This window comes from Virgibacillus chiguensis, from assembly GCF_900129865.1.
In the GTDB taxonomy this organism is placed as follows: Bacteria; Bacillota; Bacilli; order Bacillales; family Amphibacillaceae; genus Virgibacillus; species Virgibacillus chiguensis.
Map to the genome: position 1 here is coordinate 94,056 of NZ_FQXD01000004.1, position 24,882 is coordinate 118,937.

The 24,882-nt window shown below is 38.6% G+C and carries 25 protein-coding genes; 12 read left to right on the plus strand and 13 right to left on the minus strand.

Translation table 11 applies throughout. The annotated features are described in order from the left end of the window. Positions 1 to 48: 48 nt before the first annotated feature. From BUB45_RS06175 to BUB45_RS06195, 5 genes are all read left to right on the plus strand, one after another. Positions 49 to 1,002 carry an ABC transporter permease gene (locus BUB45_RS06175; protein ID WP_073006388.1) on the plus strand — a complete coding sequence of 318 codons (954 nt, stop codon included), beginning with the start codon at positions 49 to 51 and terminating at the stop codon, positions 1,000 to 1,002. Beyond that, the gene (locus BUB45_RS06180) at positions 992 to 1,942 is read left to right on the plus strand and encodes an iron chelate uptake ABC transporter family permease subunit (RefSeq protein WP_073006390.1); all 951 of its coding nucleotides are present in this window, start codon (positions 992 to 994) and stop codon (positions 1,940 to 1,942) included. The genes BUB45_RS06175 and BUB45_RS06180 overlap by 11 nt, the downstream gene beginning before the upstream one ends. Next, the gene (locus tag BUB45_RS06185) at positions 1,936 to 2,691 is read left to right on the plus strand and encodes an iron ABC transporter ATP-binding protein (RefSeq protein WP_073006391.1); all 756 of its coding nucleotides are present in this window, start codon (positions 1,936 to 1,938) and stop codon (positions 2,689 to 2,691) included. The genes BUB45_RS06180 and BUB45_RS06185 overlap by 7 nt, the downstream gene beginning before the upstream one ends. Positions 2,692 to 2,978: 287 nt before the next feature. Next, the gene (locus BUB45_RS06190; protein ID WP_425303957.1) at positions 2,979 to 3,938 is read left to right on the plus strand and encodes a siderophore ABC transporter substrate-binding protein; all 960 of its coding nucleotides are present in this window, start codon (positions 2,979 to 2,981) and stop codon (positions 3,936 to 3,938) included. A gap of 423 nt (positions 3,939 to 4,361) precedes the next feature. After that, entirely contained in the window at positions 4,362 to 5,087 is a 726-nt protein-coding gene (locus BUB45_RS06195; protein ID WP_073006395.1) for a SurA N-terminal domain-containing protein, read from the plus strand. A 291-nt stretch (positions 5,088 to 5,378) separates the two neighbouring features. Here BUB45_RS06195 and hisC read toward each other — a convergent pair whose 3' ends face one another. From hisC to BUB45_RS06240, 9 genes are all read right to left on the minus strand, one after another. Then, positions 5,379 to 6,440, minus strand: a complete 1,062-nt coding sequence (gene hisC / locus BUB45_RS06200; protein ID WP_073006397.1) for a histidinol-phosphate transaminase — start codon at positions 6,438 to 6,440, stop codon at positions 5,379 to 5,381. Further along, on the minus strand, positions 6,437 to 7,066 hold the full coding sequence (gene hisIE / locus BUB45_RS06205) for a bifunctional phosphoribosyl-AMP cyclohydrolase/phosphoribosyl-ATP diphosphatase HisIE (RefSeq protein WP_073006399.1): 630 nt from the start codon (positions 7,064 to 7,066) through the stop codon (positions 6,437 to 6,439). Before hisIE ends, hisC begins: the two co-directional genes overlap by 4 nt. 808 nt (positions 7,067 to 7,874) lie before the next feature. Next, on the minus strand, positions 7,875 to 8,636 hold the full coding sequence (gene hisF / locus BUB45_RS06210; RefSeq protein WP_073006401.1) for an imidazole glycerol phosphate synthase subunit HisF: 762 nt from the start codon (positions 8,634 to 8,636) through the stop codon (positions 7,875 to 7,877). Further along, a complete protein-coding gene (hisA, locus tag BUB45_RS06215; protein ID WP_073006403.1) occupies positions 8,626 to 9,348 on the minus strand; it encodes a 1-(5-phosphoribosyl)-5-[(5-phosphoribosylamino)methylideneamino]imidazole-4-carboxamide isomerase in 723 nt (240 codons plus the stop codon). Before hisA ends, hisF begins: the two co-directional genes overlap by 11 nt. Beyond that, positions 9,345 to 9,950, minus strand: a complete 606-nt coding sequence (gene hisH / locus BUB45_RS06220; protein ID WP_073006405.1) for an imidazole glycerol phosphate synthase subunit HisH — start codon at positions 9,948 to 9,950, stop codon at positions 9,345 to 9,347. Before hisH ends, hisA begins: the two co-directional genes overlap by 4 nt. A gap of 312 nt (positions 9,951 to 10,262) precedes the next feature. Further along, positions 10,263 to 10,847, minus strand: a complete 585-nt coding sequence (gene hisB / locus BUB45_RS06225) for an imidazoleglycerol-phosphate dehydratase HisB (RefSeq protein WP_073006407.1) — start codon at positions 10,845 to 10,847, stop codon at positions 10,263 to 10,265. Then, a complete protein-coding gene (gene hisD / locus BUB45_RS06230; protein WP_073006706.1) occupies positions 10,834 to 12,129 on the minus strand; it encodes a histidinol dehydrogenase in 1,296 nt (431 codons plus the stop codon). Before hisD ends, hisB begins: the two co-directional genes overlap by 14 nt. Before the next feature lie 387 nt (positions 12,130 to 12,516). Further along, positions 12,517 to 13,143, minus strand: coding sequence for an ATP phosphoribosyltransferase (gene hisG / locus BUB45_RS06235; protein ID WP_073006418.1), 627 nt, complete (start codon positions 13,141 to 13,143; stop codon positions 12,517 to 12,519). Then, a complete protein-coding gene (locus BUB45_RS06240; RefSeq protein ID WP_073006420.1) occupies positions 13,144 to 14,382 on the minus strand; it encodes an ATP phosphoribosyltransferase regulatory subunit in 1,239 nt (412 codons plus the stop codon). A 571-nt stretch (positions 14,383 to 14,953) separates the two neighbouring features. Here BUB45_RS06240 and BUB45_RS06245 point away from each other — a divergent pair. The 4 genes from BUB45_RS06245 to BUB45_RS06260 all read left to right on the plus strand — a co-directional run bounded on the left by BUB45_RS06245 (position 14,954) and on the right by BUB45_RS06260 (position 18,212). Beyond that, positions 14,954 to 15,742, plus strand: coding sequence for a histidinol-phosphatase HisJ family protein (locus BUB45_RS06245; protein WP_073006422.1), 789 nt, complete (start codon positions 14,954 to 14,956; stop codon positions 15,740 to 15,742). Between the two features lie 334 nt (positions 15,743 to 16,076). Beyond that, the gene (locus tag BUB45_RS06250) at positions 16,077 to 16,889 is read left to right on the plus strand and encodes an alpha/beta fold hydrolase (protein WP_073006424.1); all 813 of its coding nucleotides are present in this window, start codon (positions 16,077 to 16,079) and stop codon (positions 16,887 to 16,889) included. A 62-nt stretch (positions 16,890 to 16,951) separates the two neighbouring features. After that, positions 16,952 to 17,854, plus strand: coding sequence for a UDP-N-acetylmuramate dehydrogenase (gene murB / locus BUB45_RS06255; protein WP_425303958.1), 903 nt, complete (start codon positions 16,952 to 16,954; stop codon positions 17,852 to 17,854). A 145-nt stretch (positions 17,855 to 17,999) separates the two neighbouring features. Beyond that, the gene (locus BUB45_RS06260; RefSeq protein WP_073006428.1) at positions 18,000 to 18,212 is read left to right on the plus strand and encodes a YjzC family protein; all 213 of its coding nucleotides are present in this window, start codon (positions 18,000 to 18,002) and stop codon (positions 18,210 to 18,212) included. Positions 18,213 to 18,617: 405 nt separating this feature from the next. Here the strand turns inward: BUB45_RS06260 and ehuA are convergent, their stop codons facing one another. From ehuA to ehuB, 4 genes are all read right to left on the minus strand, one after another. Continuing rightward, the gene (gene ehuA, locus BUB45_RS06265) at positions 18,618 to 19,388 is read right to left on the minus strand and encodes an ectoine/hydroxyectoine ABC transporter ATP-binding protein EhuA (protein ID WP_073006430.1); all 771 of its coding nucleotides are present in this window, start codon (positions 19,386 to 19,388) and stop codon (positions 18,618 to 18,620) included. Continuing rightward, positions 19,388 to 20,098: an ectoine/hydroxyectoine ABC transporter permease subunit EhuD gene (ehuD, locus tag BUB45_RS06270; RefSeq protein ID WP_073006432.1), complete on the minus strand. Its 711-nt coding sequence runs from the start codon at positions 20,096 to 20,098 to the stop codon at positions 19,388 to 19,390. Before ehuD ends, ehuA begins: the two co-directional genes overlap by 1 nt. Beyond that, entirely contained in the window at positions 20,095 to 20,757 is a 663-nt protein-coding gene (locus tag BUB45_RS06275) for an amino acid ABC transporter permease (RefSeq protein ID WP_073006707.1), read from the minus strand. Before BUB45_RS06275 ends, ehuD begins: the two co-directional genes overlap by 4 nt. A gap of 230 nt (positions 20,758 to 20,987) precedes the next feature. Further along, the gene (gene ehuB, locus BUB45_RS06280; protein WP_073006434.1) at positions 20,988 to 21,863 is read right to left on the minus strand and encodes an ectoine/hydroxyectoine ABC transporter substrate-binding protein EhuB; all 876 of its coding nucleotides are present in this window, start codon (positions 21,861 to 21,863) and stop codon (positions 20,988 to 20,990) included. 382 nt (positions 21,864 to 22,245) lie between these two features. Here ehuB and BUB45_RS06285 point away from each other — a divergent pair, with 382 nt between their 5' ends. Genes BUB45_RS06285 through BUB45_RS06295 form a run of 3 tightly spaced genes read left to right on the plus strand, consistent with a single transcriptional unit; the run spans position 22,246 to position 24,331 of the window. After that, a complete protein-coding gene (locus BUB45_RS06285) occupies positions 22,246 to 23,163 on the plus strand; it encodes a ketopantoate reductase family protein (protein ID WP_073006436.1) in 918 nt (305 codons plus the stop codon). 14 nt (positions 23,164 to 23,177) lie between these two features. After that, on the plus strand, positions 23,178 to 23,333 hold the full coding sequence (gene ytzI, locus BUB45_RS06290) for a YtzI protein (protein WP_073006437.1): 156 nt from the start codon (positions 23,178 to 23,180) through the stop codon (positions 23,331 to 23,333). 17 nt (positions 23,334 to 23,350) lie between these two features. Then, entirely contained in the window at positions 23,351 to 24,331 is a 981-nt protein-coding gene (locus BUB45_RS06295) for a Gfo/Idh/MocA family protein (RefSeq protein ID WP_073006439.1), read from the plus strand. Positions 24,332 to 24,882: the final 551 nt, after the last annotated feature.

Here is a 24,882-nt window from a genome sequence, read left to right on the forward strand (position 1 = left end):
AATAATGATTCTAAACAAAATGGGGAAGTGGAAAGTGAAGGGCAGTCTATGAAAATACGATATCTAACAATCATATTAATTATACTTTCCTTTGCATCTATCTTTGTTGGTGTATCAAACGTTTCTCCGCTAGATATATTTCAGCTAACGGAGGAGCAGGCAAAAGTATTAATGGTTTCAAGAGTTCCGAGACTTTTAAGTATTTTAATTGCTGGTATGAGCATGAGTATTTGCGGCTTAATTATGCAACAATTAAGCAGAAATAAATTTGTATCGCCAACAACGGCAGGAACATTGGATTCCGCCAGACTTGGAATATTAGTATCCATGGTGTTATTTACCTCTGCGAATCCATTTGAAAAGATGCTTGTTTCTTTTGCTTTTGCTCTGTTAGGTACGTTTGCATTTATGAAGATACTGGAAAAAGTAAAATTTAAAGATGCGATATTCATCCCATTAATTGGTTTAATGTTTGGAAATATTGTTAGTTCCATGTCTACCTTTATTGCTTATCGTTATGATTTAATTCAAAACATCTCGTCATGGATGCAAGGTGATTTTTCCATGATTATGACAGGGAATTACGAGCTCATGTTTGTCAGCATTCCAATATTAATTATTGCTTTCTTTTATGCAAATAAATTTACAATTGCTGGTATGGGTGAAGATTTTTCCAAAAACCTTGGATTAAACTATCGACAAGTCGTCAATTTGGGTTTAATTATCGTAGCACTTGTAACCGCATCCGTTGTATTGGCAGTTGGAATGATTCCATTTTTAGGATTAATTATTCCTAATATTGTGACTATATACCAAGGGGATCATTTGAAAAAAAGTTTGCTACATACCGCATTGTTAGGAGCCATTTTCGTTCTTATTTGTGATATTATCGGTCGAATTATTATTTATCCATATGAAATACCGATAAGTTTAACGGTAGGGGTCATCGGTAGCGGATTATTTATTTATCTGCTCTTTAGGAGAAAAAAATATGGGATATAAACAGAAGACAATTATTCTAACTCTCATCGCTATATTATTGACATTGCTTTATATTTTTTATGACCTTACTGGAAATATTGGATACATTCTACCGAGACGTATCATTAAAGTTGTGGCGATTCTTTTAACAGGGGCTGCGATTGGATTTGCGACAACGATTTTTATGACAATAACGAATAATCGTATTTTAACACCAAGTGTATTAGGACTGGATTCCCTTTACCTCTTGATCCAAACAGCTATTATCTTTGTAGTAGGGGCTAATTCGTTAGTTATGATGAATAGCCATGTGAATTACCTCGTTTCCATTGGAGGAATGGTTGTATTTTCATTACTCCTATACCGGTTGTTATTTTCAAGCGAGCAAAATAATATTTATTTTCTGTTACTTGTAGGAATGATCTTAGGAACTTTTTTCAGTAGTATTACTTCATTTATGCAAGTGTTAATTGATCCGAATGAGTTCATGGTAGCTCAAGATCGAATGTTTGCCAGCGTAAACAACGTAAACACAGACCTTGTCTATATATCTGTCGTTCTATTTGTACTCCTTCTTGTTTATATGATGCGTTATTACAAATACTTAGATGTATTGGCACTTGGGAAAGATAACGCGGTTAACTTAGGAGTTCCTTATGGAAGAGTCGTCAAGCATTTACTCGTTATCGTTGCTGTATTTATTTCGATGGCTACAGCTTTAGTAGGACCGATGACGTTTTTAGGGTTATTAGTTGTTAACTTAGCTTATGAATTTTTAAAGACATTCCGTCATTTTTATATTTTAATTGGTTCCATGCTCATAAGTATTATTGCATTAATTGGCGGACAGTTTATTGTAGAAGAAGTATTTACCTTTAAAACGACGATTAGTGTCATTATAAACTTTATCGGTGGTATTTACTTTATTTATCTTTTGTTAAAGGAGAATAAATCATGGTAGATATTAAAAATGTATTTAAGTCATTTAACCAGAAGAAAGTGATTGAAGATGTGTCTCTGACGATTGAAAAAGGAAAGATTACTTCCTTTATTGGTCCAAACGGTGCAGGGAAGAGTACGTTGATCTCTATGGTTAGTCGCCTTATCGCAAAAGATAATGGGGATATCTCGATAGACGGAAAAGACATTATGCAAACGAAAAGCAATGAGCTAGCGAAAAAAATATCCATTTTAAAACAATCTAACTCCATTAATTTAAAATTAACGGTACGTGAGCTCGTATCTTTTGGGCGCTTCCCCTATTCTCAAGGTAAATTAAATGATTACGATTGGGAAAAAGTTGATGAGGCGATTGATTATATGGAACTGCGCGATATGCAAGATAAGTTTCTAGATCAGCTTAGTGGTGGGCAAAGACAACGAGCACACATCGCCATGGTCATTGCGCAGGATACGGAATATATTTTGTTAGATGAGCCGTTAAATAATTTAGATATGCGCCATTCTGTGCAAATTATGAAAACGTTGCGTAATTTAGTGGATGAGCTTGGCAAAACTGTTTTAATTGTTATTCATGATATTAATTTTGCTTCTTGTTATTCGGATAATATTGTCGCGTTAAAGGATGGAAAAGTCGTTAAGCAAGGAAGAGCATGCGATGTCATTGATAAATGTGTATTAAAAGATATCTATGACATGGATATTGACATTAAGGATATAGATAATAAACGAATCTGTGTTTACTTTTAATGGGGGAAGGCTAGTTTGAAAAACAAAATAAAAATCCCACATCATGACTGACGACCAAGCCAAGTCATGATGAAGGATAGCGTATACATCTATTTTAACGAATGGATGTCGAAAGGTAAATGAATTTGCCTTATCTTGTCTGTAGGAAAATAGGAAACGGTTGGGTTGATGTACATATAACGCATTGTGTGAAATCCGAGTTTTCCTGAAGCATTTATAAGTATGATTAGAAATATTCTATGAACAATACTTAAGCAAAATAACAAAGAAAGAGGAGATTATATATGTTGAAAAAAACTGTATGGCTTATATTTGCAAGTTTGCTCGTGTTAACTTTAGCGGCTTGTGGTTCAAATAGTGAAGAAAAAGATAGTAGTAATAGTAAAGGTTCCGATGCGAAAGAGTCGGAAACAATGGAGATTAAACAAGAGCTTGGTGATACAGAAGTTCCCAAAAATCCTGAAAATGTTGTGGTGTTCGACTATGGTGTGCTTGATTCATTGGATATATTAGGGATTGATGTTGCAGGTGTAGCTAAAGGTGGTTTAATCCCATCTTATTTAGACAAGTATGCAAGTGATGACTATGAAAATATCGGTAGCTTGAAAGAGCCGGATTTTGAAAAAATTGCTGAGATTAATCCAGATGTTATTTTCATATCGGGTCGACAGTCCCCTGTTTATGATCAATTAGCTGAAATTGCTCCGACTGTTTATTTAGGTGTAGATCCAGCTAACTATATGGAGTCTTTCAAAGCAAATATGAACACACTAGGTGAGATTTTTGATAAGCAAGCAGAAGTAGAAGAAGAGCTTGCTGCTATTGATGCATCTATTGAAGAAGTGAAAGCGAAAGCGGAAGAAATGGATCAAAAAGCGCTTATAACACTAGCTAATGATGATAAAATCAGTGCATATGGCCCTAGCTCCCGTTTTGGATTAATCCATGATGTTTTTGGTGTTCCTCCAGTAGATGAAAACATCGAAGCGTCTACACATGGTATGAACGTTTCTTTTGAATACGTCATGGAGCAAAACCCTGATTTACTGTATGTGATCGATCGTAGTGCAGCGATTGGCGAAGAACCAGCTGCTAAAAATTTGGTCGAAAATGAATTAGTAAAAGGAACGAAAGCATATAAAAATGACAACATTGCTTACTTAGATCCAGAATTCTGGTATCTGTCCGGTGGTGGACTCGTCTCTGTCCAAGAAATGATTAAAGAAGTAGAAGCAAGCTTAGAATAAAAGGATTTGTACAAACAAGCCGAACAGTGATTGTTCGGCTTGTTTGCTATATAGGAAAGCCTATTTTTTATTCAAAATTGTATTTATTCATTCAAAACGCCCGCATTTCCTATTCCATTTATAGTAGCATCCTTCGTTGTTTATTTATCTTTTTACGTTATAGTTTTGCATATATTCTATTCATATGTCCTATCTATTTGAACTGTATATTAAATGTAGTGTAGAATGAATCAAGTAACAAATACCAAGTTGTGGCACAATAATGGAATAAATCTCTTATTTGTTGTTCAACTGTAAAGATAGGTGTTAAAACGAGACATAGTAGCTTTTTAAGACGATGATGTAAATGAAGCTACTTGCAAAGTTTGGACAAAATATGTTTGAATGAAAGGACATTCATAACGAGAAAGAGGGATGGATCGAATGAAAAAGTGGATTATATTTGCGATTACGATAACGCTAGTATTCCTACTAGCTGCCTGCGGAGGAGATAATGAAGAAGATAAAACCGCAGAACAAGATGAGCAACAAGAAGAAGGCAATACAGAAGAGGGAGGAGAAAAGCCTGAACCTGTTAAAATAACAGATAAGGAAAAAGTTGATGATGGAGAAACAGTTGTTTCCGTAAATGGCGAAGAAATTAAAGGTGATCGTTATAACCCAGCTTATTTACAGTTAAAAACAATGAATACGCAATTCAATCAAGATGTTAATGAGGATCAACTAAAAAAACAAACGTTAGATATGCTTATAAACCAGCAATTAATTAATCAAGATGCTGCTGATAAAGGCATCGAAGTATCTAATGATGACGTGCAGAAAGAATTTGATACGATTAAAAAAGAAGGCGAAGATCGTTTAAGCACTGCACTAGAGCAGTTCCAGCTTAATGAAGATCAGTTTAAAAACATGCTAAGAGATAATCTAATTACTTCTCAATATTTAGATGCTGAATTTGACATCAAAGTAACAGATAAAGAAGTGGAAGATTATTATAAACAAATGAAAGAACAAAATGAAGAAATAGGTAAGTTGGAAGATGTAAAAGATCAAATCAAACAAACCTTGAAGGATGAAAAAACAAACGAACAATTGCAAAAGCGAGTAGATAAATTAAAAGAAGACGCTGATGTAGAGACAATGATATAATCTAATAAGCGTTTCACTACATTATAGGGAACCATTTTGGTCAAACGATGCTTTGTGATCTACGAATCGTGATATACAGTGTTATAAAATCCTCCTTCAAGCATTGGAAAATGCAAATTGGACAAGTTTAAGTGGGAGATAGTAGCACTTGAAATTTTCGTTTGTTGTCTCCTAACAATCAGTGGGGGAAAGAACACCACTACTTATGGAATACGTTGTATGGGTAACCAGTCTGTTGGCGGTTACCCATTTTTAGATGCGAAAACGATTTCGAAACAAAAGTGAAAGTATTTACGTCTTCTGCATAATTTCATCCAACACTATCAAAAACTGCTGCATCATCTTGTCTGTACCAATGGTAATTCGCATATAATTTTCTATGCCAGATTTACGAAAATGGCGTATGAGAATTTTTTTCGCTTTTAAACGCTCATATAATTGTTCTCCATTATAATCAGGATGTTGGACAAATAGAAAATTAGTTGCGCTTGGGAGCACATGGAAACCGCGCTTTTCCATCTGTTCTTGCGTCCACTTCCGAGTTTGAATAATCTTCCAAGTCGTTTCTTTCAAGTAAGCAGCATCTTCCATAGCTGCTTTTGCACCGACTATAGCAAGCCGGTCTATCGTATAAGAATTAAAGGAGTCTTTTATACGGGTTAAAGCTTCGATTAAATTTGGATGCCCGATCGCGTAGCCAACACGTAATCCAGCCAAAGAACGTGACTTTGAAAAAGTTTTTACAACTAACAGCTGCTCATACTTATGCGTAAGTGTTACGGCAGATTCAGGTGCAAAATCAATGTAAGCTTCATCAATAATAACAACATTATCTGGATTATGTTGAATGATTGCTTCCAATTTTTCTAAGCTAGTAAAAATGCTTGTCGGCGCATTTGGGTTTGGTAGAATAACTCCGCCTTTTGTATGAAAAAAATCTTTTTCATCTATTGTGAAATTATTCATTAATGGTATTTCTTCATATGGAATTTGAAAAAGATTGGCATAGACAGGGTAAAAGCTATACGTAATTGCTGGAAATCGTATCGTTCGAGTTGGTGAAAATAACCCCATAAATGCGAACGCTAGTACTTCATCGGAGCCATTTCCAACAAAAACAGATTCCTTTTCCGTCCCTTCCTGTTTGGCAATGCTCTCTCTTAAACTGTCAACAGTTGGTGATGGATAAAGATGTAATGCTTCGTTCATCTCTTGTTTGATTGCTTCTTGCACATTTGGCGACGGAGGATAGGGGTTTTCATTTGTATTTAGTTTCATAATAGTTGGATCGTTGAATTGTTCACCCGGAACATATGGGGTTGATCGTTTAGCTGCTTCACTCCAATATTTCATTGCTCTCCATCCCCTTTTTGTAAATGCCTTTTTAACAATTCACGCTTAATATCTGTAACAGATACACCTAGTAGCTCCATTAATACAAGCGTATGATAGGTTAAATCAGCAATCTCCCATGTTACTTCGGATTTATCGTTATTTTTCGCGCCGATAATGACCTCACTTGCTTCTTCGCCCACTTTCTTTAAAATTTTATCCATGCCTTCTGCAAATAAGTATGTTGTGTATGCATTTGGCAAAGGATTTTCTTTACGAGTTTTAATTTTTTCTGTTAATTGTTTCGTCATGATAAATGAGGCAGGTTGGTCTTGGAAAACATTCTTATGAAAGCAGGTTTCTTCTCCTGTATGGCAAGCAGGGCCCTGTGGCTTCACTTGCAGTAGAATAGCATCTTGATCACAATCGATAGACATCGATTGTACCACTTGTTTATTTCCAGACGTCGCTCCTTTATGCCATAATTCTTGACGTTTTCGGCTATAGAACCATGCTTCTTTTGTCGCTATTGTTTTGTTAAACGCTTCTTCATTCATATACGCTAGCGTTAAAACCTGACCAGTATCTGCATCTTGTACAATGGCAGGAGCGAGTCCGTTATCATCAAACGTTATTTGCTTCATCATTATCTCTCCTTATATAGTGATTATGTATTGCTTTTTAAGCGTGCTTTTCATGGAACTCGCTCATGTTCGTCTGAAATGCGCTCACCTCACGCTGGGTTCGCTCATGATCGTTTGAAATGCGCTCATCCCACGCTAGATTCGCTCCCGATCGTCGAAATTTCGCTCATCTAACGCCGGATTCGCTCATCTTCGCCGTAATTCGCTCACGATCGTCTGAAATGCGCTCATCTCCGCTTGAACTCGCTCATGTTCGTCTTAAATCCGCTCATCTCCGCGGTACCTCGCTCATGATCGTCGAAATTTCGCTCACCCCACGTTGGATTCGCTCATCTTCGTGTGGACTTCGCTCATGTTTGTTTGAAATGCGCTCATCCCACGCTGGATTCGCTCACGATCGTCTGAAATGCGCTCATCCCACGCTGGACTTCGCTCACGATCGTCTGAAATGCGCTCGAACTCGCGTGGACTTCGCTCATGATCGTCGAAATTTCGCTCACCCCACGTTGGATTCGCTCATCTTCGTGTGGACTTCGCTCATGTTTGTTTGAAATGCGCTCCTCCCACGCTAGATTCGCTCACGATCGTCTGAAATGTGCTCATCTCACGCTGGGTTCGCTCATGATCGTTTGAAATGCGCTCGAACTCGCGTGGACTTCGCTCATGATCGTCGAAATTTCGCTCACCCCACGTTGGATTCGCTCATCTCCGCGTGGACTTCGCTCATCTTCGTCTGAAATGCGCTCATCCCACGCTGAACTCGCTCATGATCGTCGAAATTTCGCTCACTTATTGGCGGATTGTCCTAATTTTAACTTGGTCTTACTGTGATGCCTTGGGTAGCTAAATAAGCTTTTAATGCGGGAATAGGTATTTCTCCGTAGTGGAATACGGAAGCTGCTAGAGCTGCATCTGCATACGTCGGTTGTAAAACTTGCGAAAAATGTTCCATTTTACCAGCCCCTCCACTGGCGACGATGGGAATATTGACTGCTTGTGCAACAGCATGCATTAAATCTAGGTCGTAGCCGTTTTTTTCGCCATCTGTATTAATTGCGTTGAGCACAAGTTCTCCTGCACCGAGTGCTTCGCCTTGCTCAGCCCAATCCACGGCATTTAAAGCAGTTTGTTTTCTGCCCCCATGGATATAGACTGCCCATCTTCCGTCATTTGTTTGTTTGGCGTCAATGGATAGGACAATGCACTGCTTTCCAAATTTCTTAGCTGCTTCTTCAATCAAATCTGGTTGCTGTACGGCAGCACTATTTATCGAAACTTTGTCAGCGCCTGCACGTAATACGCTATGAATATCTTCTACGGTTCTTATACCACCGCCTACGGTAAAGGGAATCGCAATTTCAGCAGCGACTTGCTCTACTACATCGATGAAAATATCTCGATCTTCGTTTGAAGCTGTAATATCATAAAAGACAAGTTCATCAGCACCTGCCTTGTTGTACCGTTGCGCTAATTTTACTGGATCAGCAACATCTTGGATGTTTGTAAATTTTTTTCCTTTGACGACACGTCCTTTATCGACATCCAAACATGGAATAATTCGTTTAGTGAGCATGTTTTATTGCCTCCAAGCTCGCTTCTAAAGTAAGGGAATTGTCATAAAGCGCTTTACCAATAATTGCTCCATATAAATTCATTTCTGCTAATTGCTTTATGTCGGCAATCGTTGTTACCCCACCAGAAGCGATAATATTAATAGAAGTAATTGCTTGTAAGTTTTCTAATTCATGAAAATTGGGACCTTTTAGCATACCGTCTTTTAAAATGTCGGTGTAAATAAATGTTTGCAGTCCTAGACCTTCTAATTCTTGCACAAGATCAATGGCTTTTCTCTCACTTGTCTTTGTCCATCCATCTGTTGCGACATAACCATTTCGTGCATCGATCGATACAGCAACTTGATGAGGAAATGTAGACAGAGCAGTTTGCAAGAAAGACTGGTCTTTGATAGCGGCAGTGCCGAGGATGACGCGATCTATTCCCGCAGATAAGTAGTTTTCCACTACTTGTAAACTACGAATGCCTCCCCCTACTTGGATTGGCAGGGGGATCTTTTGAGCGATCTCTCTAATAATAGGTTCGTTCGTGGAAACACCTGATTTAGCTCCATCTAAATCGACGAGGTGAAGATAGGCAGCTCCTTGCGCTTCCCAATCTTTTGCCACAGTAACTGGCGAATCACTATACACATTTACTTGATCGTAATTTCCTTGTGTTAAACGAACGCATTTCCCGTCTTTAATATCAATGGCTGGAAATAGAATCATGTTATCATCTCCTTGAAATTTGCTAAAAGTTGTAACCCTGTTGCTCCGCTTTTTTCTGGGTGAAATTGCATACCAATAATATTGTTCTGTTGTACGATTGCAGGAATGTTTATTCCATAAGGTGTGCTAGCTACTAACGTATTCGTATCCACATCTGTAGCCGCATAGGAATGGACAAAGTAGACAAATGCTTCATCCGTCATTTGCTTCCATAAAGCACTATTTCGGTGTTTAATGAGATTGTTCCAGCCCATATGAGGAACCTTTACGTTATTAGGGATTTTTTTTACTTTTCCAGTTAAAAATCCGAATCCTTTCGTTACTCCGCCTTCTTCACTAGATTCATAGAACAATTGCATACCAAGACAAATACCTAGAAGCGGTTTGCCTCTGGCTGCCTCTTGTTTAATGAAGCTTGTTAATTCTTGATCGTCTAATGCATGCATGGCATCCTGAAAGGCGCCCACGCCCGGTAAAATGATGGCATCACTTTTTTTAATGGTTGTTTCATCAGTGGTAATTTGTGAATCTATGCCAACTTTATTTAGTGCAAATTGCAAGCTTTTTATATTACCAGCTCCATAATCAATAATAGAGATCATCGATTTGCTCCTTCCTTTACAATATAAGCTGTTGCCAGTCTTCCACTCCAATAATTGGAAAATGTGAGTCAATCACACGGATATGGGAGGTCTCAAAACCTGAAAAATTTAATTCATACAGCGACTATTCACTTACGATATAGAATAATCCACTTGGAGTGATAGCCCCCATTGATGGGAAACGCACTTATTCTATAAAGCGGATTTCGATATGCAATTATTGGCAATAAACTCGTCTTTTTACGAGCTACTTCAAAAACCAACTGTCTTCTGGAAGGAGTGAGTTGCCATTAAGCAAAAGGGAGATCCACTTTATAACGTTCCTTTTGTAGAAGGAATTCCTGTTATTTTTCCGCTTCTTTCTGTTGCAGTGTTAAGTGCTCGACCGAAGCCTTTGAAAATGGATTCAATAATATGATGCGTATTTTTTCCATGGACTTGGTGAATGTGTAAGGTTACCTTTGCATTGCTAGTAAATGCTTGAAAAAATTCCTCTACCAATTCTGTATCAAAGTTTCCAACCTTATCTTTTAAACCTTCTACTTTATAAACAAGGTAGGCTCTACCGCTTATATCCAAAGATACGGTGGATAACGCCTCGTCCATTGGTGTCGTAATACTTGCATAACGAGTAATGCCGGCTTTATCTCCTAGTGCATGGCGGAATGCTTTACCAAATGCGATGCCGACATCTTCTACGGAATGGTGTTGATCCACCTCTAAATCTCCTTGGCAAGAAATTTCTACATCCATTAATCCATGTTTCGTTGCAAGAGTTAACATATGATCAAAGAAACCAATCCCTGTTTGAATCGAGCTTTTCCCCGTACCGTCAATAGCCAGCTTTAAATCAATCGATGTTTCTGTGGTTGACCGACTTATATCATAATTTCGCATCTGTTTCCTCCTTTCGTATTTGTACGGATTGTGCATGTGCGGTTAACTGCTCTGTATTAGCAATCTCTATAATCGTATCTGCACTAGCAAGTAGTGAAGGTTTATCATAATAAATAACGCTTGATTTTTTCATAAAATCATACACACCGAGCGGGGAAGCAAATGTAGCCGTGCCGTTTGTCGGTAACGTATGGTTCGGACCGGCAACGTAATCGCCTAACGCTTCTGGTGAATAATTTCCTAAAAAGATAGCCCCTGCATGTTTGACCGCACCAAGTTTTTCCATTGGATTTGCAATCATGAGCTGTAAATGTTCTGGAGCAATATCATTTACGATGGAAAAAGCATCATCTAATGTATTAACGACAATGATTTTTCCGTGCTGGGCAAGTGATTTTTCAATAATTTCTTTTCTTGCTAAATTCTTTGTTTGTGAACGCACCGCTTGCTCAATGGCGTCTGCTTGTGTATCGCTTGTCGTTATACAAACGGCACGTGCTTCTTCATCGTGTTCTGCTTGTGAGAGTAAATCGGCTGCGACAAAGTTTGCGTTTGCTGTTTCATCAGCGACGACTAAAATTTCACTCGGCCCCGCAATCATATCAATGGCTACATCCCCATACACCCATTTTTTTGCACTTGCTACATAAGCATTTCCAGGTCCAGTAATCTTTTGTACTTTGGGTACGGATTCTGTGCCGTAAGCAAAAGCTGCGATTGATTGTGCTCCGCCAATCTTATAAATGTTTTCAACGCCGGCTTCTTTTGCCGCTACTAATACATAAGGATTGATTTTGCCATCTGCTTGCGGTGGTGTCGTAATATAAATATGCTTTACACCCGCAATTTTGGCTGGTATAGCGTTCATTAATACGGTGGAAGGATATGCTGCTTTTCCGCCAGGTACGTAAATGGCCACACGATCCAAAGGCGTAACCTTCTGTCCGACCACTTTTCCAGGCTCACTCATATCTAACCAGGATTGCTCTAACTGTTTTTTATGATATTGGGATATATTTTCTGCTGCATGTTTAATTGCCTTCATAAAAGCAGGAGAGACGGATTTTCTAGCTTCAGCAAACTCCTCCTCCGAAACGATGAAATCAAGGATTTGGACACGGTCAAATTTTTCTGTGAAAGAGCGAATGGCTGGATCTCCTTCGTTTCGAACGCGCTTAATAATTTCCACTACTGTTTGGTCTAGGACTGCTTCTTTTTCCTCCAAAAGTTGTGCGCTTCTTTCTTTCTTATCCCAATACTGATGTTTCGTTAAGCGTTCCATATCAATTCCTCCAACGTTTTTTATTTCGTTTGAAGCATTTTGCGGATGTTGTATAAAGCTAAATGGGGATAACAACATCTACATCCTTTTTCACACTATAGGAAAGTATAAAATTTAGGTTCCGTTTCCTTATCTTTGGCGCTAAGATAGTAAAACTTAGATTTATTGAACATAAAGGGGCTTTTACCCTCTCTTTTTAAGATGCTAAACATGTTTCAAGGGTTTGAAATGATGATGTTTAAGGATTTTGCAATTAGTAATGTGTTACATACAAATTCTGATTAAATGTAATAAAAAAGCATAAGCAAACGCTAAGCCGATTACGATGAAACATATTTGTAGGCGAGTCTTTATACAAATATGGAGAACTTCACCTCTAGTCGAAAGTTACACTAAGTTTTTCTGAACTTCTTGAATAAACGAATGGATTGCTTGTGATTTTAATGCAAAGCTTGCCTTGTTTACGATCAGTCTCGTGCTAATAGGTTCTACTTCCTCTAAAATAATTAAGCCGTTTTCCCTTAAAGTGTTGCCAGTTTCTACGATATCAACAATGACATCTGCTAAGCCGATTAATGGGGCTAATTCGACAGAACCGTTCAATTTCACAATATCTATTGATTTTCCTTTACGAGAAAAATAGTTTCGGGCAATGGTTGGATATTTTGTAGCAATTATTAATGGCTGCATCGTATCCAAAACTTGTCCGGGCTTTCCAGCAACGGCAAATTTACATTTTCCGAATTTTAGATCGAGAACTTCGTAGATTTCAGCTTGTGATTCTAAAATATTATCTTTACCTACAATGCCTAAATCTGCTGCCCCTTTTTCTACATAAGTAGGTACATCTACACCTTTTACAAAGATTAATGTAATCGTTTCATCACTGTTATAAAAAATTAGTTTTCTGCTAGAAGAAGTTAACTGTTGGAATGTAATCCCCATACTGTCTAGTAAAAGAATCGATTGATCTGCTGTGCGACCTTTGGCAACGGCGATTGTAAAAGCAGCCATTTAACTCCCCCTTTCTTGTAATAATTGGATTAATTCTGAAATATGCTGAAATGAAATAGCTTGCTTACCGTAATAAAGGTTATAGGAATCAGCTTCACAAATAATGTGTACGGTTTCTTTAGAAGCAGTATGTTGATCGCCATTTGTTGAGTAGGTGACGACGGCGTATCCTCGTTCGCGTAATGCTAGCGCGATAGCTAATGCTTCCTTTTGTGCGGCGACATCATAATAGATTGCAATAGGCTCTTCCTCTATTAATGTTGACAACAAACCGTGCTGTTTTGCTGCATGAAGTAACAAATCAACATCGAAGGCAAAACCGATTGCTGGAATACGAGCCCCGAAGTAATCCCCTAAGCTATCGTATCTTCCTCCCATAACGACAGGCTTTCCGACTTGGTTGACAAATCCTTGAAAAATAACATCGGAGTAGTAGTTCATATCATTGATAAGTCCAAGGTTAAACACAATATGATCTGTAAGTCCGTATGCTTGAATGCTGTTATACACATTAACCAAATAAGTTAATTCTGCTTGTAAGATCCCATTTAACCCGTGCCGCTTGATTTTTTCCATCACTTCATTTGGTTCTCCGTAAAGAAATGGAATATACTGCATTGCTTGTTTAACTGTTTCTTGAATAGGGAGGGTAGCTAAATAATCTACCATTTCTGCAATATTTTTCGTTTGAATATATGTTTGTAAGGGAGCAATTTGTTCATTAGATAAATTTGCTTGAGCTAGCAATGCTCGAAAAAAACCAGCATGGCCAATCTCCAATTTAAATTCTGGAAAACCACAATCTTTTAATATATGAATGGCAAGGGCAATGACTTCTGCATCACCAGCAGGGGTGCGGTTGTTAAAATATTCAACTCCTGCTTGTGTACGTTGTTTTTGATCGTCCTCAAATCGGTAACTGAAGACATCCATGATGTAAAATAGCCGAGTATCTTCACCACCATTCATTTGAGTGGTAGCAATTTGCTGTGTGATTGGAATGGTAACATCAGGTCGTAATACAAGTACTTTTCCAGAAGTATCCACCACTTTTATCATATCGTCTGTATTTCCAATTTTGGGATTTCCTACATAAAGGTCATAAGGCTCTAGCGCTGCTGTTTGTATTTGCTTATAGCCATAAGTTTTAAAGCGTTGTTTTAGTGTAGCAATAATTGCATCACGCTGTTGAAGTAAGCCATTACCCAAATAAGGTGTATGTAACAGAGGGTGCATCATTTGTATTTCTCCTTTCTTTTTAGGTTTTATCGTGTAAGCAAAGTAACGGTGCTTTAGCCATAAAGACTTGATGATAAGCCAAGCGTTTTTATAGTCTAGGAAATTATAAAAATTTTGCAACTGTGAATAAATGCCACGTCCGGCTTCAGTACCCAGCAACTAGGCGACTTCACGAAATCGCCTTACGATAAGTTATCATCGGTTCGTTCCTCAATAGGAAGACCGACTAAAGACGGGCTTGCCGAAGGGCGCCGGCATGCTCCTGTTGCAGGGGCATGATTCCTAAAACTTTCGTTGCTTCGCTCCAGTCGCTACGTTGCTAAATGGGTACCTGAGCCTTTGTTCTACTATAGGAAAGTATAAAAATTATTATTGATTATAGTATAAGAAAAACGAATGACGTACTATGCTTTAGAATGAATCGTCCATGGTGGCAAGTGTTGTTACCATGGATAGAAGGTTCACTTTGTTGTGAAAATAATTTTATTACTTTATCACTTTATCTAAGTAAAGTTATATAGTATTCTAATAACTATAGAATAAAATGTCAACTAAAAGGAGCGAAATTTTTATGTTTGATTTTCATATTCATAGTGATTTTTCCGCTGATTGCAATACGCCGATGGAAAAAACAATAGAATACGCTATAAAAGAAGGTTTACACGAAATTTGTTTTACGGAGCATATAGATGAAGATTACCCAGACCCTACGATTGATTTCTCGCTAGACCTTGCAAGCTATCATCAAAAAATCCAAGCAGTGCAACGAGAATACGGAGATCGAATTAAAATACGTAAAGGATTGGAAATTGGCGTTCAACCCCATTTAGTAAAAAATTGTAGCCAAACTGTTCATTCTGCACCGTTTGATTTTGTCATTTGTTCCATGCATACAACCGATAAGCATTCCTTGCATACAAGTGATTTTTTCGAAAAACAGCCTGTGGAAGAAGCATACCGAAAATATTATGAAGAACTGCTTTATTGCGTGTCACACTTTAAAGGCTTTCAAGTGATCGGGCATATTGATTTAGTGAAACGTTATACTAAAAATAAACCTGTTCAAGATCATTTTTATGATATATTGATGAACATTTTTGAAGAAATCATTTTTGCTGGAAAAGGAATTGAAATAAACACATCTGGTTTTCGCTATGGGTTACCAAGTGCGATGCCAAGTGAAGATATTTTAAAATTGTATCGAGAATGCGGCGGAGAAATCATTACGATTGGTTCTGATTCTCATCGTGCACAAACAGTTGGGTACGGTGTGTCTGATGGGCTAGAATTGTTACGACAGCTTGGTTTTCGATATGTTACAACCTTTCAAGATAAACAGCCAACTTTCCACCGTATTTAATGGTTTAAACTGGAAAGTTACTTAAAGTTTATAAAAAATTGTTTGAGTTTAGGAGAAAGTCGCTGAAGTTCACAGAGACATTGTTTGAAGTTCACAACTTTTTCGCTGAAGTCCCCCATCGTCAATTCTATCCGGAAGAGGATATATGTTTTTTCTATACAAAAAGCGTATGGAACATCTCGGTATGAATTTTCGAAAAACAAACATTGTTGCTATCTATATTTCTAAGTGTACAAAGTGTTACTTTATTATAATAGGAAAATCCGTTTCGACCGTGATATAATATAAACCGTGAGCGAAATTATAGGAGCAAACGAGGAAGAGGAAGGTTTTTTTGAATAAGAAACAGATATTAAGTTTGGCATCTTTTGGTCTAGTCATCATTGGTTTTATCGTGCTTATAGGCATGCCAAATAGAGCAATTTCCGATTTTAACAAAAGTCGCCCAACATTATTCGTGCATGGATATAAGGGTACTGAAAATTCATTTGGATTTATGCTACAGCGCTTTGAGCATGAGTATAAGTGGGGAAATAAAGCACTTATTTATTATGTAACCAAGCAAGGAGAAGTGAAAAAATATCAACCGCGTCTTGGGGAAGAAAAGCCCCTCTATGTCCAAGTGATTTTTGAAAATAATCGGGCTAGCTTTGAAATGACATCCAGTTGGTTAGCAAATGTACTAAAAGATATGCAGCAAACATATGGTGTCGATGATGTAAATATTGTCGGACATTCTATGGGTGGAATTGTGTCATTAGAATATATGAAGCAATTTCAAGGAAAATCGTATCCGTCTGTCCATAGGTTTGTGGCGGTAGGAAGTCCGTTTGATGGAATATACAGTGAAGAATATTTTCGTATTCATCATGATCCAGCAGCAACCGATTTACGACCTAATTCCAAAGCGCTACAACATTTAAGGGAACGTTCATTTCCAAATCATACAAAAGTTCTCAGCATTTCTAGTACAGGTGATATAGTTGCAGTACCTGAAAGTGTCCGCGCGATACGCAAAATGGTACCGAATCAACAATTGACAGAAATTGTCATTGACGATAATGTATTAGGACATAGCGATTTGCATGAAAGCAGAAGAGTAGATCGTTATATTTATGAATTTCTGTGGCAAGATCAAGTTCAATAGCTTACAATGGTATAGGCTGAATAAATGTTAAAGGAATGATAGGTGTGGAACGGAATCATCATATGTACGGTAAATTGACGGAAGTGACTTCCGAGAAAAATGTGATGGTGGATGAGCACTTAAGAAATCATACGTATACGAAGTTAGGTGGGAAAGCAGATTTCTTAGTTACACCAGAAACGTACGAAGAAGTGCAAGCAATTGTAAAGCTTGCCAATCAAGAAAAAATAGCTTTTACATTACTGGGAAATGGTTCCAATTTAATTGTTAAAGATGGCGGCATCCGTGGAATTGTTATGAATTTAAAAAAACTCTGTTCCATGTGGCGAGAAGAAGAAAAAATTATTGCGCAAAGTGGAGCAAAAATTATTGATGTTTCTCATCAGGCTTTACAGGAAAGCTTGCACGGGCTGGAATTTGCTTGTGGTATACCTGGTTCGGTTGGCGGAGCTTTATACATGAACGCCGGAGCTTACGGTGGAGAAGTGAAAGATGTGCTTGAAAGTGCAAAAGTGGTCACTCGAGAAGGGAAACTATTGTCATTACCTGCTAGTGCGCTTGATTTACATTATCGCACAAGTAATATACCTGATAAAGGATACATCGTATTAGAAGCAACATTTTCATTACAAAAAAGAGATGCAGCTGATATAAAAGCGGTGATGGATGATCTCACCTATAAACGGGAATCGAAGCAGCCGTTGGAATACCCTTCTTGTGGCAGTGTGTTTAAACGCCCCCCTGGATACTTTGCTGGAAAGTTAATTCAAGATAGTAATTTACAAGGGAAGCAAATTGGTGGTGCGCAAGTATCAACCAAGCATGCAGGTTTTATTGTAAACAAAAATAATGCTACAGCTACAGAATACATTGACTTAATACGTTTTGTTCAATCGACTGTAAAAGAAAAGTTTGGCGTAAATTTAGAACGCGAAGTACGAATTATTGGGGAAGACCCAAAATAATGGATAGCAGCAATCAAGTTAAAATTGGTTGCTGTTTTTTAGGTTTAAAATAGGAGGCTCATTTGCAATTACTTAGGAAAACACATTTATAAACTTTTAATAATGAAGCATAATAAGAAACATAAACGATGTAAGGAGGGATATGATGGGTGAACAATCGCAATTTCGTGCAGGTGATAAGGCGCCAAACAATGGTGTTTACATTGAATGCGGAGAAACGGGTAGCAATGTAAATGACCCACAGCAAATTCAATTAACAGCTGGGGAAAAATTTCCTGAAAATACAAATCATGATCGTGTTTGGATCAATAAACGACATCTTTCCAAACCTGGTGTTCAAGGACGTAGCAATAATTAGAGTAGCAGTATTCATAAGGAATAGACAATGTAGTTACTGCTTTCTTAAGAAACAAGCACCCATCCTACGTAAGGAAATGCAAGGTAGGGTGCTTGAAAATAATGGTTGGCAACATCTATACGTGCTAGAAAATTTTCATCATCGGTCATTGCCTGCTTCACACGACATAAGGCGTAATTAATCTAGGATCTTACACAAGATTAACGATACAAACTGTATGAGGAAAACTCTTTGCACCACGTCATTTTATTCTGGAACGAAGTAGTTTTTCCTATGATGCAAATTTAGATCGTGGGTCACTTCAGCTTACATATCGGTTCCATTTCGGAAACCTTTAAGCTATATCTTAGCGGTGTGAGATGAAAAAGTGTCACGGGATCCTTTGGTATAATCCACCTAGTATTCCTACGCTCGAAAGCGATGTAAAAATTCCTGTAAGCGTTCGTTATTAGAATGCTCTATAACTTCTCTAGCAGTTCCTTGTTCTGCGATCACACCTTCATCTAAGAACAGCACCTTATCAGCAATATCCAAAGCGAAATCCATTTCATGTGTCACGAGAATCATGGCCATATCATCGTTTTTAGCAATATCACGGATAACTTGTAGTACTTCGGCTACTAATTCTGGGTCGAGCGCGGAAGTGACCTCATCAAATAACATGATTTTTGGACGCATAACAAGTGCTCGTGCCATCGCTACCCGCTGTTTTTGTCCACCAGATAGTTGGCTCGGGTATTGATCGACTTTATCGCTTAGACCAACGCGCTCCAACATTTCAAGGGAGCGTTGCTTCACTGCTTCTTTCCCTTCTTTTTTTACATGTAGTGGAGCTGTCATGCAGTTTTCCAAGATTGTCATATGCGGAAACAAATTGAAATGTTGAAATACCATTCCAATATCACCACGTACTGCCCGTAGATGCTTTTCATTAGCTCGTACAAGCTTCCCTTTTTTCTCCATTTTCCACAGATTCGTACCATTTACGATGATATCTCCAGATGTAGGCTCTTCCAACGTCATAAGCATCCGAATGATCGTCGTTTTACCTGAACCACTAGGACCAATAATGGCTACTTTTTCTGCTGGTCGAATGTCTAAATCGATTCCTTTTAAAACTTTAACATCCCCGAAGGATTTGTGTACGTCATGAAATGAGACGATAGGTTCTATCATTATGCTGTCGCTCCTTTACTTCTCGTCAAAGCTTCTTTTTTATCAAAGCGTCGGTTCCATTTCTTTTCTAGCCTGTTTATGATTATAGCAGATGGGTAGCTCAAAGCTAAGAAAAGAATGGCCACAATGGTTAAGGGTTCTAGATAGGTCCAGTTTTCTGCTCCATAGCTATTCGCAATATGCAAAATACCTGCAACACCAATCGTTGATGCTAATGGAACCTCTTTAAACATAATAATGAAATAATTTCCAAGCATTGGGATGGTTGGCGGTATTGCTTGTGGTAAAATAATTTTTGTCCACTTTTGCCGCTTAGAAAAATTTAACGACTTTGCAGCTTCCCATTGTCCTTTCCCTACACCTTCTATTCCAGAGCGGTATACTTCTGCAATATAGGTGCTAAAATGGATTCCTAAGCCGAGTATAGCACTCGTAAATCCGTTTAAGGTAAAACCTATAACGGGAACCATTGGCCATGCGAAATAAATAAAAAATAGCTGGACTAAAGGTGGGGTAGAACGAATAAATTCCATCACCCATGTAATCAGCCAACGAAGCGGCCTGATCGGAATCTTTCTCATAAATAGCCATATAAATCCAAATGCAAGTGCAAATCCATAACAAGCTAACGTTAAGCCGAGGGTAATTCCAAGACCATCGATGATTTTTGGGAATGCTTCTGCAACTACTTCCCAACTCCAATTACTCATCCGCTAGCCACCCCCTTTTTTGAGAACGCCTCCATCTTACGAGTTAAAAAGATAAGCGGTAGGGCTAAAATAAAGTAGAATAGTAAGACAAGCAAGTAGACGGTAGGTGCTTGTGATAAATTTGTGCTACGAATAATATTTCCATGATAAAGAATATCTTCCATACCAATGAGGGATACGAGGGAAGTGGCTTTCAACATTTGAATGGAGTAATTCCCGAATTCAGGAAGCATCATGCGAATTGCTTGTGGGAAGATGACCAATCGCATTCGTTGAAAACGTGACATATTTAAAGCAGTTGCTGCTTCAGACTGCCCGTTTGCAACTGCAAGAATAGATCCACGGACAATTTCAGACATGTATGCCCCATAGTTTAAGGCAATTGCAATGACGCCTGCCCACCAATTGCTTCCTAGCTCAATACCAAATAGCATCGGAATCGCGTAATAAAGCCAAAATAATTGAACGATTAGCGAAGTCCCTCGAAATATCTCTACATAAAACCCTGTGAATTTACGGAGGAAGACATTGGAGGACATTCGGCATAGTCCAGCAATAAACGCAAATAAATAACCAAAAAATGCTGCACCAATTAAAACGGTAATGGTAATTGTTAGTCCTTTTGCTAAATCAGGGAAAATCTCAATGATTGCATTAATGTGTACCACTCCTTCGTGAATCTTAGGTTAGAGGTGAGTTTTCATCCTTCCCCCAGTCCGCTCAAAGATTTTAAGTTAGAAATTCCACTAGAATTAAACTGTGGGGAAGAAGCAATCCCCCACTAACTTAAAACCTTGTAACAGTAAAGGGATGCTTGGCTGTTATAATAGCCCCTTTTTTTGCTTTCTAAATTAGTTGTTTCCTAGGGGGCATAGCACAGTTCGAAATTTTACATTTCTCCGCTACAGATTTTTTCTGTTGTAATATCGTCGGCTACCATATTATTTTCTTCACTAAAACCATTCGCCTCTAGCAATTCTGCTACAGTACCATCTGCTTTTAATTCAGCCAGCTTTTCATTATAAGCATCGCGTAATTCTGTATTATCTAGGTGAAAAGCAGCAGCTCCATAGCTTGGAACACCCTCTACATCTGGTTGTTCAAAACCTTCCACGAATTCAAGCTGATCAGAGTTAGCGGATTCAAGAGCCATTTTAATGGTCATTTCTGTTCCAGTTGTCGCATCTGCCCGACCAGATTCTACTGCTGAAAAAGTCGCGGGAATATCTTCTGCATTCGTAATTTGCTCTTCACTTACACCTTCTGATTTTAAAAATTCATTTTCTGTAGCACCGGACATGACAGAAACAGTAACATCTGGATTGTCCGCGATATCTTTATAGCTTTTTAAATTTAACGGATTCCCTTTTTGTACAATTAACCCTTCACCATACATCATTTCTGGTTCACCAAAAGCAGCATTTTCACAACGATCAGGATTAATTGCCATTCCTGCTGTTATAACGTCAAACTGTCCTGCTTTTAAGCCAGGAATTAATTGCCCGAAATCCGCTAGCTTACTGTTCATTTCTTCAATTCCTAATTCTTTGAAGACGGCTTTAGCAATATCAACCGCGGCGCCTTTGAGTTTACCATCTTCCTCATAAGCATATGGTTTTTCGTTGGCAAAGCCGATAGTAACTTTTCCAGATTCTTTTAGTTCATCTAATTTGTTTCCATTTGCTTCACTGTCCCCTTCCCCTGATCCGCAAGCTGTGAGCACAAATAGGCATCCTAAAACAAATGTAAGTAAAATTCCTTTCATAAATCCCATTTCCTCCCTTGTGATTTCCCTTCTGTAAACGAATTGACAGTATCTGTTCCAAAAGAAGATAAAATTTTATAAAGCAGTCCGTTTAGCGAGAACATTGTAAATGAACGCCAACACACGCCATTATCTGACTTTTTAAACAGTACTAGTAAAAATGTTACAGGTATTTTACGGCGACCACAAACGCTATATTTTTTGATAATTTTTAATTAATTGTTAAAACCATGGATCCTACAAGGATAAGTCTAACTAACGTATATATACTGTACGATGATCAACAATCCTACCCTATGGTCAAAAATTTTCCCCGGTGAATTGATATGAATAGACGCCCGTTTCAATTCCATGTATGATTCATGTTAAGGGGGGACGAATCATGCATATCGTTGTTTTAGGTGCTGGTGCATTGGGAGCTTATTTTGGGTTGCGTTTTCAAGAGGCAGGTGCAAAGGTGACGTTTTTAGTGCGACAAAAAAGAGCTAACCAACTGGAGAAGTATGGATTAGCTATGCAAAGTCCGCACGGGAATATATTTGCTAAGGAATTAAATTGGGAAACAGATCCATCCGCTATCCCAAGCGCTGATGTCATTTTAGTAAGTGTAAAAGGGTACCATCTCCGTGGCGCATTAGATCAGCTGCGCCCGCTTGTAAATAAAGGGGCTTATGTTTTGCCGGTCTTGAATGGGATTGAACATATCTCTATTTTGCAACGGGAACTTGGCAAAGATAACGTACTCGGCGGATTAGCTTTTATTATTGCTACATTAAATGATAAAGGTCATGTCGTTCATACTGGTGATTTTCACGATCTGATCTTTGGAGCGCTCGGTGCAAAACAAGAAAAAGTAATCGCAAACTTAGAAGCGTTGTGTGATAAAGCGATTGTAGGAGGAAAACAAACCAATAATATTTTGTATGAATTATGGAAAAAGTATATGTTTATTAACGCTTTCTCTGGTATTACAACAGCGACGAACTTACCAATAGGAGTGGTTCGAAAGCATGAAGAAACTTTCCAAATCGCTATACATCTATTAGAAGAAATGAAACATGTAGCCATGAAGTATGGTGTTGAAATCACAGATCAAGATGTGACAGAAGCAATAAAGTTAATGCAGCAACTTGATGCTGATGCTACTTCGTCTATGCACCAAGATTTACGGAAAGAGTTACCGCTTGAACTCAATCATTTACATGGTGGCGCCATTCGTTTAGCAAAAGCGAAGCAGTTGGAGCTTACATATATGAAAGTTATTCATGGTATCATTAAACCGTTTGAAAATAGGACGTAAAGTGAGGTATAGTTATGTCAACGATAATGATTGTAAGTACGATATCTTTCGTAGTAGTTATTCTCGTACTTGTTTTATCTTTAATCACCATAAAAAAAGGGTACGCATATAAACATCAAATCGACCCTTTGCCTGAAGAAGGCAATGACAACAATGAGAAAGGCACTTAAGAAGGGGAGAGTACATTATGAAATTTTGTACCATTGGCACAAGTTGGATTACAGAAGCATTTATTGAAGCAGCCCACCGTAGTGGAAAAGCGCAGTTAGTGGCCGTCTACTCAAGGAAATGGGAATCTGCACAAGCGTTTGCTAATAAATATGGAGAAGTTAGTGCATTTACAAATATTCAGGAAATGCTGGCAGATGATAACAGTGATTTTGTTTATATAGCATCTCCGAATATTTTGCATCCGGATCATATTAAACTAGCCATACATAGCGGAAAGCATGTATTTTGTGAAAAGCCGATGGTGTTTACCGATAAGCAGTGGCAAGAAATTGCTCAACTATCTAAAGAACATCAAGTATTTGTGTTTGAAGGATTTCGTCACTTGTTTTCACCGAATTACGAGTGTCTAAAAGAAGCATTAACAAGCATAGGCACCATCCGTAGCGCAATGCTCCAATATATGCAATATTCATCTCGGTATGATAAGTATAAAGACGGAGCAGAACCGAATGTATTCTCGCAACAATTTGCAGGAGGGGCGTTAATGGATTTGGGCGTTTACCCGTTAAGCATGGCTGTTGACTTATTCGGTAAACCTATAAATGCAACATACCACCCTGTTTTACTAGAAAATGGCATTGATGGAAGTGGAACGATGGTCCTTACATATGAAGGGTTTGTCGTAACTTTATTAACTTCTAAGATAACGAATGCATTTATGAAATCCGAAATACATGGCGAAGAAGGTACACTGATGATAGATGCTATTGCACCGATATCTCAAATACAGTTTTATGATAGGAAAACAGCGCGTGTCAGCGAACTGGCAAACGAGCAATATGATGCAGATATGATATTTGAAGTGGAAGCATTTGTGAGAATGGTGACAAATAATGATTGGGATTCGCATGACGCCTTTTTAGAAAGAAGCAGAACTGTTGCACAATTAACAACAAAAATGAGACAGGAAAATGGCATCCATTTTCCTGATGAATAAGGATCGATAGTAAAGGTCGCACAAGAATGCGACCTTTACTATCGATATCGGAGAGCCATTCTTGTTCGATAGAAACTCGCTCTCGTTTGTCGCACGTGAATCGCTCCTGCTCGTCGTAACTCGCTCGCTCTCGCGAGAAGTTCGCTCCTGCTTGTCGCAAAATCGCTCGCTCTCGCGTGAATCGCTCCTGCGCGTCGTAACTCGCTCGGCCTCGCGAGAAGTTCGCTCCTGCGCGTCGTAACTCGCTCGGCCTCGCGAGAAGTTCGCTCCTGCGCGTCGTAATCGCTCGGCCTCGCGAGAAGTTCGCTCCTGCTCGTCGCAAAATCGCTCGGCCTCGCGTGAGATTCGCTCCTGCTCGTCGCAAATTCGCTCGCTCCGCACGTGAATCGCTCCTGCGCGTCGGCAATTCGCTCGCCCTCGCGTGAATCGCTCCTGCTCGTCGCAAAATCGCTCGCCCCCGCGTGAGATTCGCTCCTGCTCGCCGTAACTCGCTCGGCCTCGCGAGAAGTTCGCTCCTACGCGTTGCAAAATCGCTCGCTCTCGCGTGAGAT

Bases quoted from the DNA above. Each gene is read 5' to 3' on its own strand.
- murB (WP_425303958.1), top strand. From the start codon at position 16,952: ATGTACGGTAAATTGACGGAAGTGACTTCCGAGAAAAATGTGATGGTG.
- BUB45_RS06180 (WP_073006390.1), top strand. From the start codon at position 992: ATGGGATATAAACAGAAGACAATTATTCTAACTCTCATCGCTATATTA.
- hisF (WP_073006401.1), bottom strand. From the start codon at position 8,636: ATGCTCACTAAACGAATTATTCCATGTTTGGATGTCGATAAAGGACGT.
- BUB45_RS06240 (WP_073006420.1), bottom strand. From the start codon at position 14,382: ATGATGCACCCTCTGTTACATACACCTTATTTGGGTAATGGCTTACTT.
- BUB45_RS06295 (WP_073006439.1), top strand. From the start codon at position 23,351: ATGAAATTTTGTACCATTGGCACAAGTTGGATTACAGAAGCATTTATT.
- ytzI (WP_073006437.1), top strand. From the start codon at position 23,178: ATGTCAACGATAATGATTGTAAGTACGATATCTTTCGTAGTAGTTATT.
- hisD (WP_073006706.1), bottom strand. From the start codon at position 12,129: ATGGAACGCTTAACGAAACATCAGTATTGGGATAAGAAAGAAAGAAGC.
- hisG (WP_073006418.1), bottom strand. From the start codon at position 13,143: ATGGCTGCTTTTACAATCGCCGTTGCCAAAGGTCGCACAGCAGATCAA.
- hisIE (WP_073006399.1), bottom strand. From the start codon at position 7,066: ATGATGAAGCAAATAACGTTTGATGATAACGGACTCGCTCCTGCCATT.
- hisH (WP_073006405.1), bottom strand. From the start codon at position 9,950: ATGATCTCTATTATTGATTATGGAGCTGGTAATATAAAAAGCTTGCAA.
- BUB45_RS06260 (WP_073006428.1), top strand. From the start codon at position 18,000: ATGGGTGAACAATCGCAATTTCGTGCAGGTGATAAGGCGCCAAACAAT.
- hisC (WP_073006397.1), bottom strand. From the start codon at position 6,440: ATGAAATATTGGAGTGAAGCAGCTAAACGATCAACCCCATATGTTCCG.
- hisB (WP_073006407.1), bottom strand. From the start codon at position 10,847: ATGCGAAATTATGATATAAGTCGGTCAACCACAGAAACATCGATTGAT.
- BUB45_RS06245 (WP_073006422.1), top strand. From the start codon at position 14,954: ATGTTTGATTTTCATATTCATAGTGATTTTTCCGCTGATTGCAATACG.
- ehuA (WP_073006430.1), bottom strand. From the start codon at position 19,388: ATGATAGAACCTATCGTCTCATTTCATGACGTACACAAATCCTTCGGG.
- ehuB (WP_073006434.1), bottom strand. From the start codon at position 21,863: ATGAAAGGAATTTTACTTACATTTGTTTTAGGATGCCTATTTGTGCTC.
- hisA (WP_073006403.1), bottom strand. From the start codon at position 9,348: ATGATTCTATTTCCAGCCATTGATATTAAAGACGGGAAATGCGTTCGT.
- BUB45_RS06185 (WP_073006391.1), top strand. From the start codon at position 1,936: ATGGTAGATATTAAAAATGTATTTAAGTCATTTAACCAGAAGAAAGTG.
- ehuD (WP_073006432.1), bottom strand. From the start codon at position 20,098: ATGAGTAATTGGAGTTGGGAAGTAGTTGCAGAAGCATTCCCAAAAATC.
- BUB45_RS06195 (WP_073006395.1), top strand. From the start codon at position 4,362: ATGAAAAAGTGGATTATATTTGCGATTACGATAACGCTAGTATTCCTA.
- BUB45_RS06175 (WP_073006388.1), top strand. From the start codon at position 49: ATGAAAATACGATATCTAACAATCATATTAATTATACTTTCCTTTGCA.
- BUB45_RS06285 (WP_073006436.1), top strand. From the start codon at position 22,246: ATGCATATCGTTGTTTTAGGTGCTGGTGCATTGGGAGCTTATTTTGGG.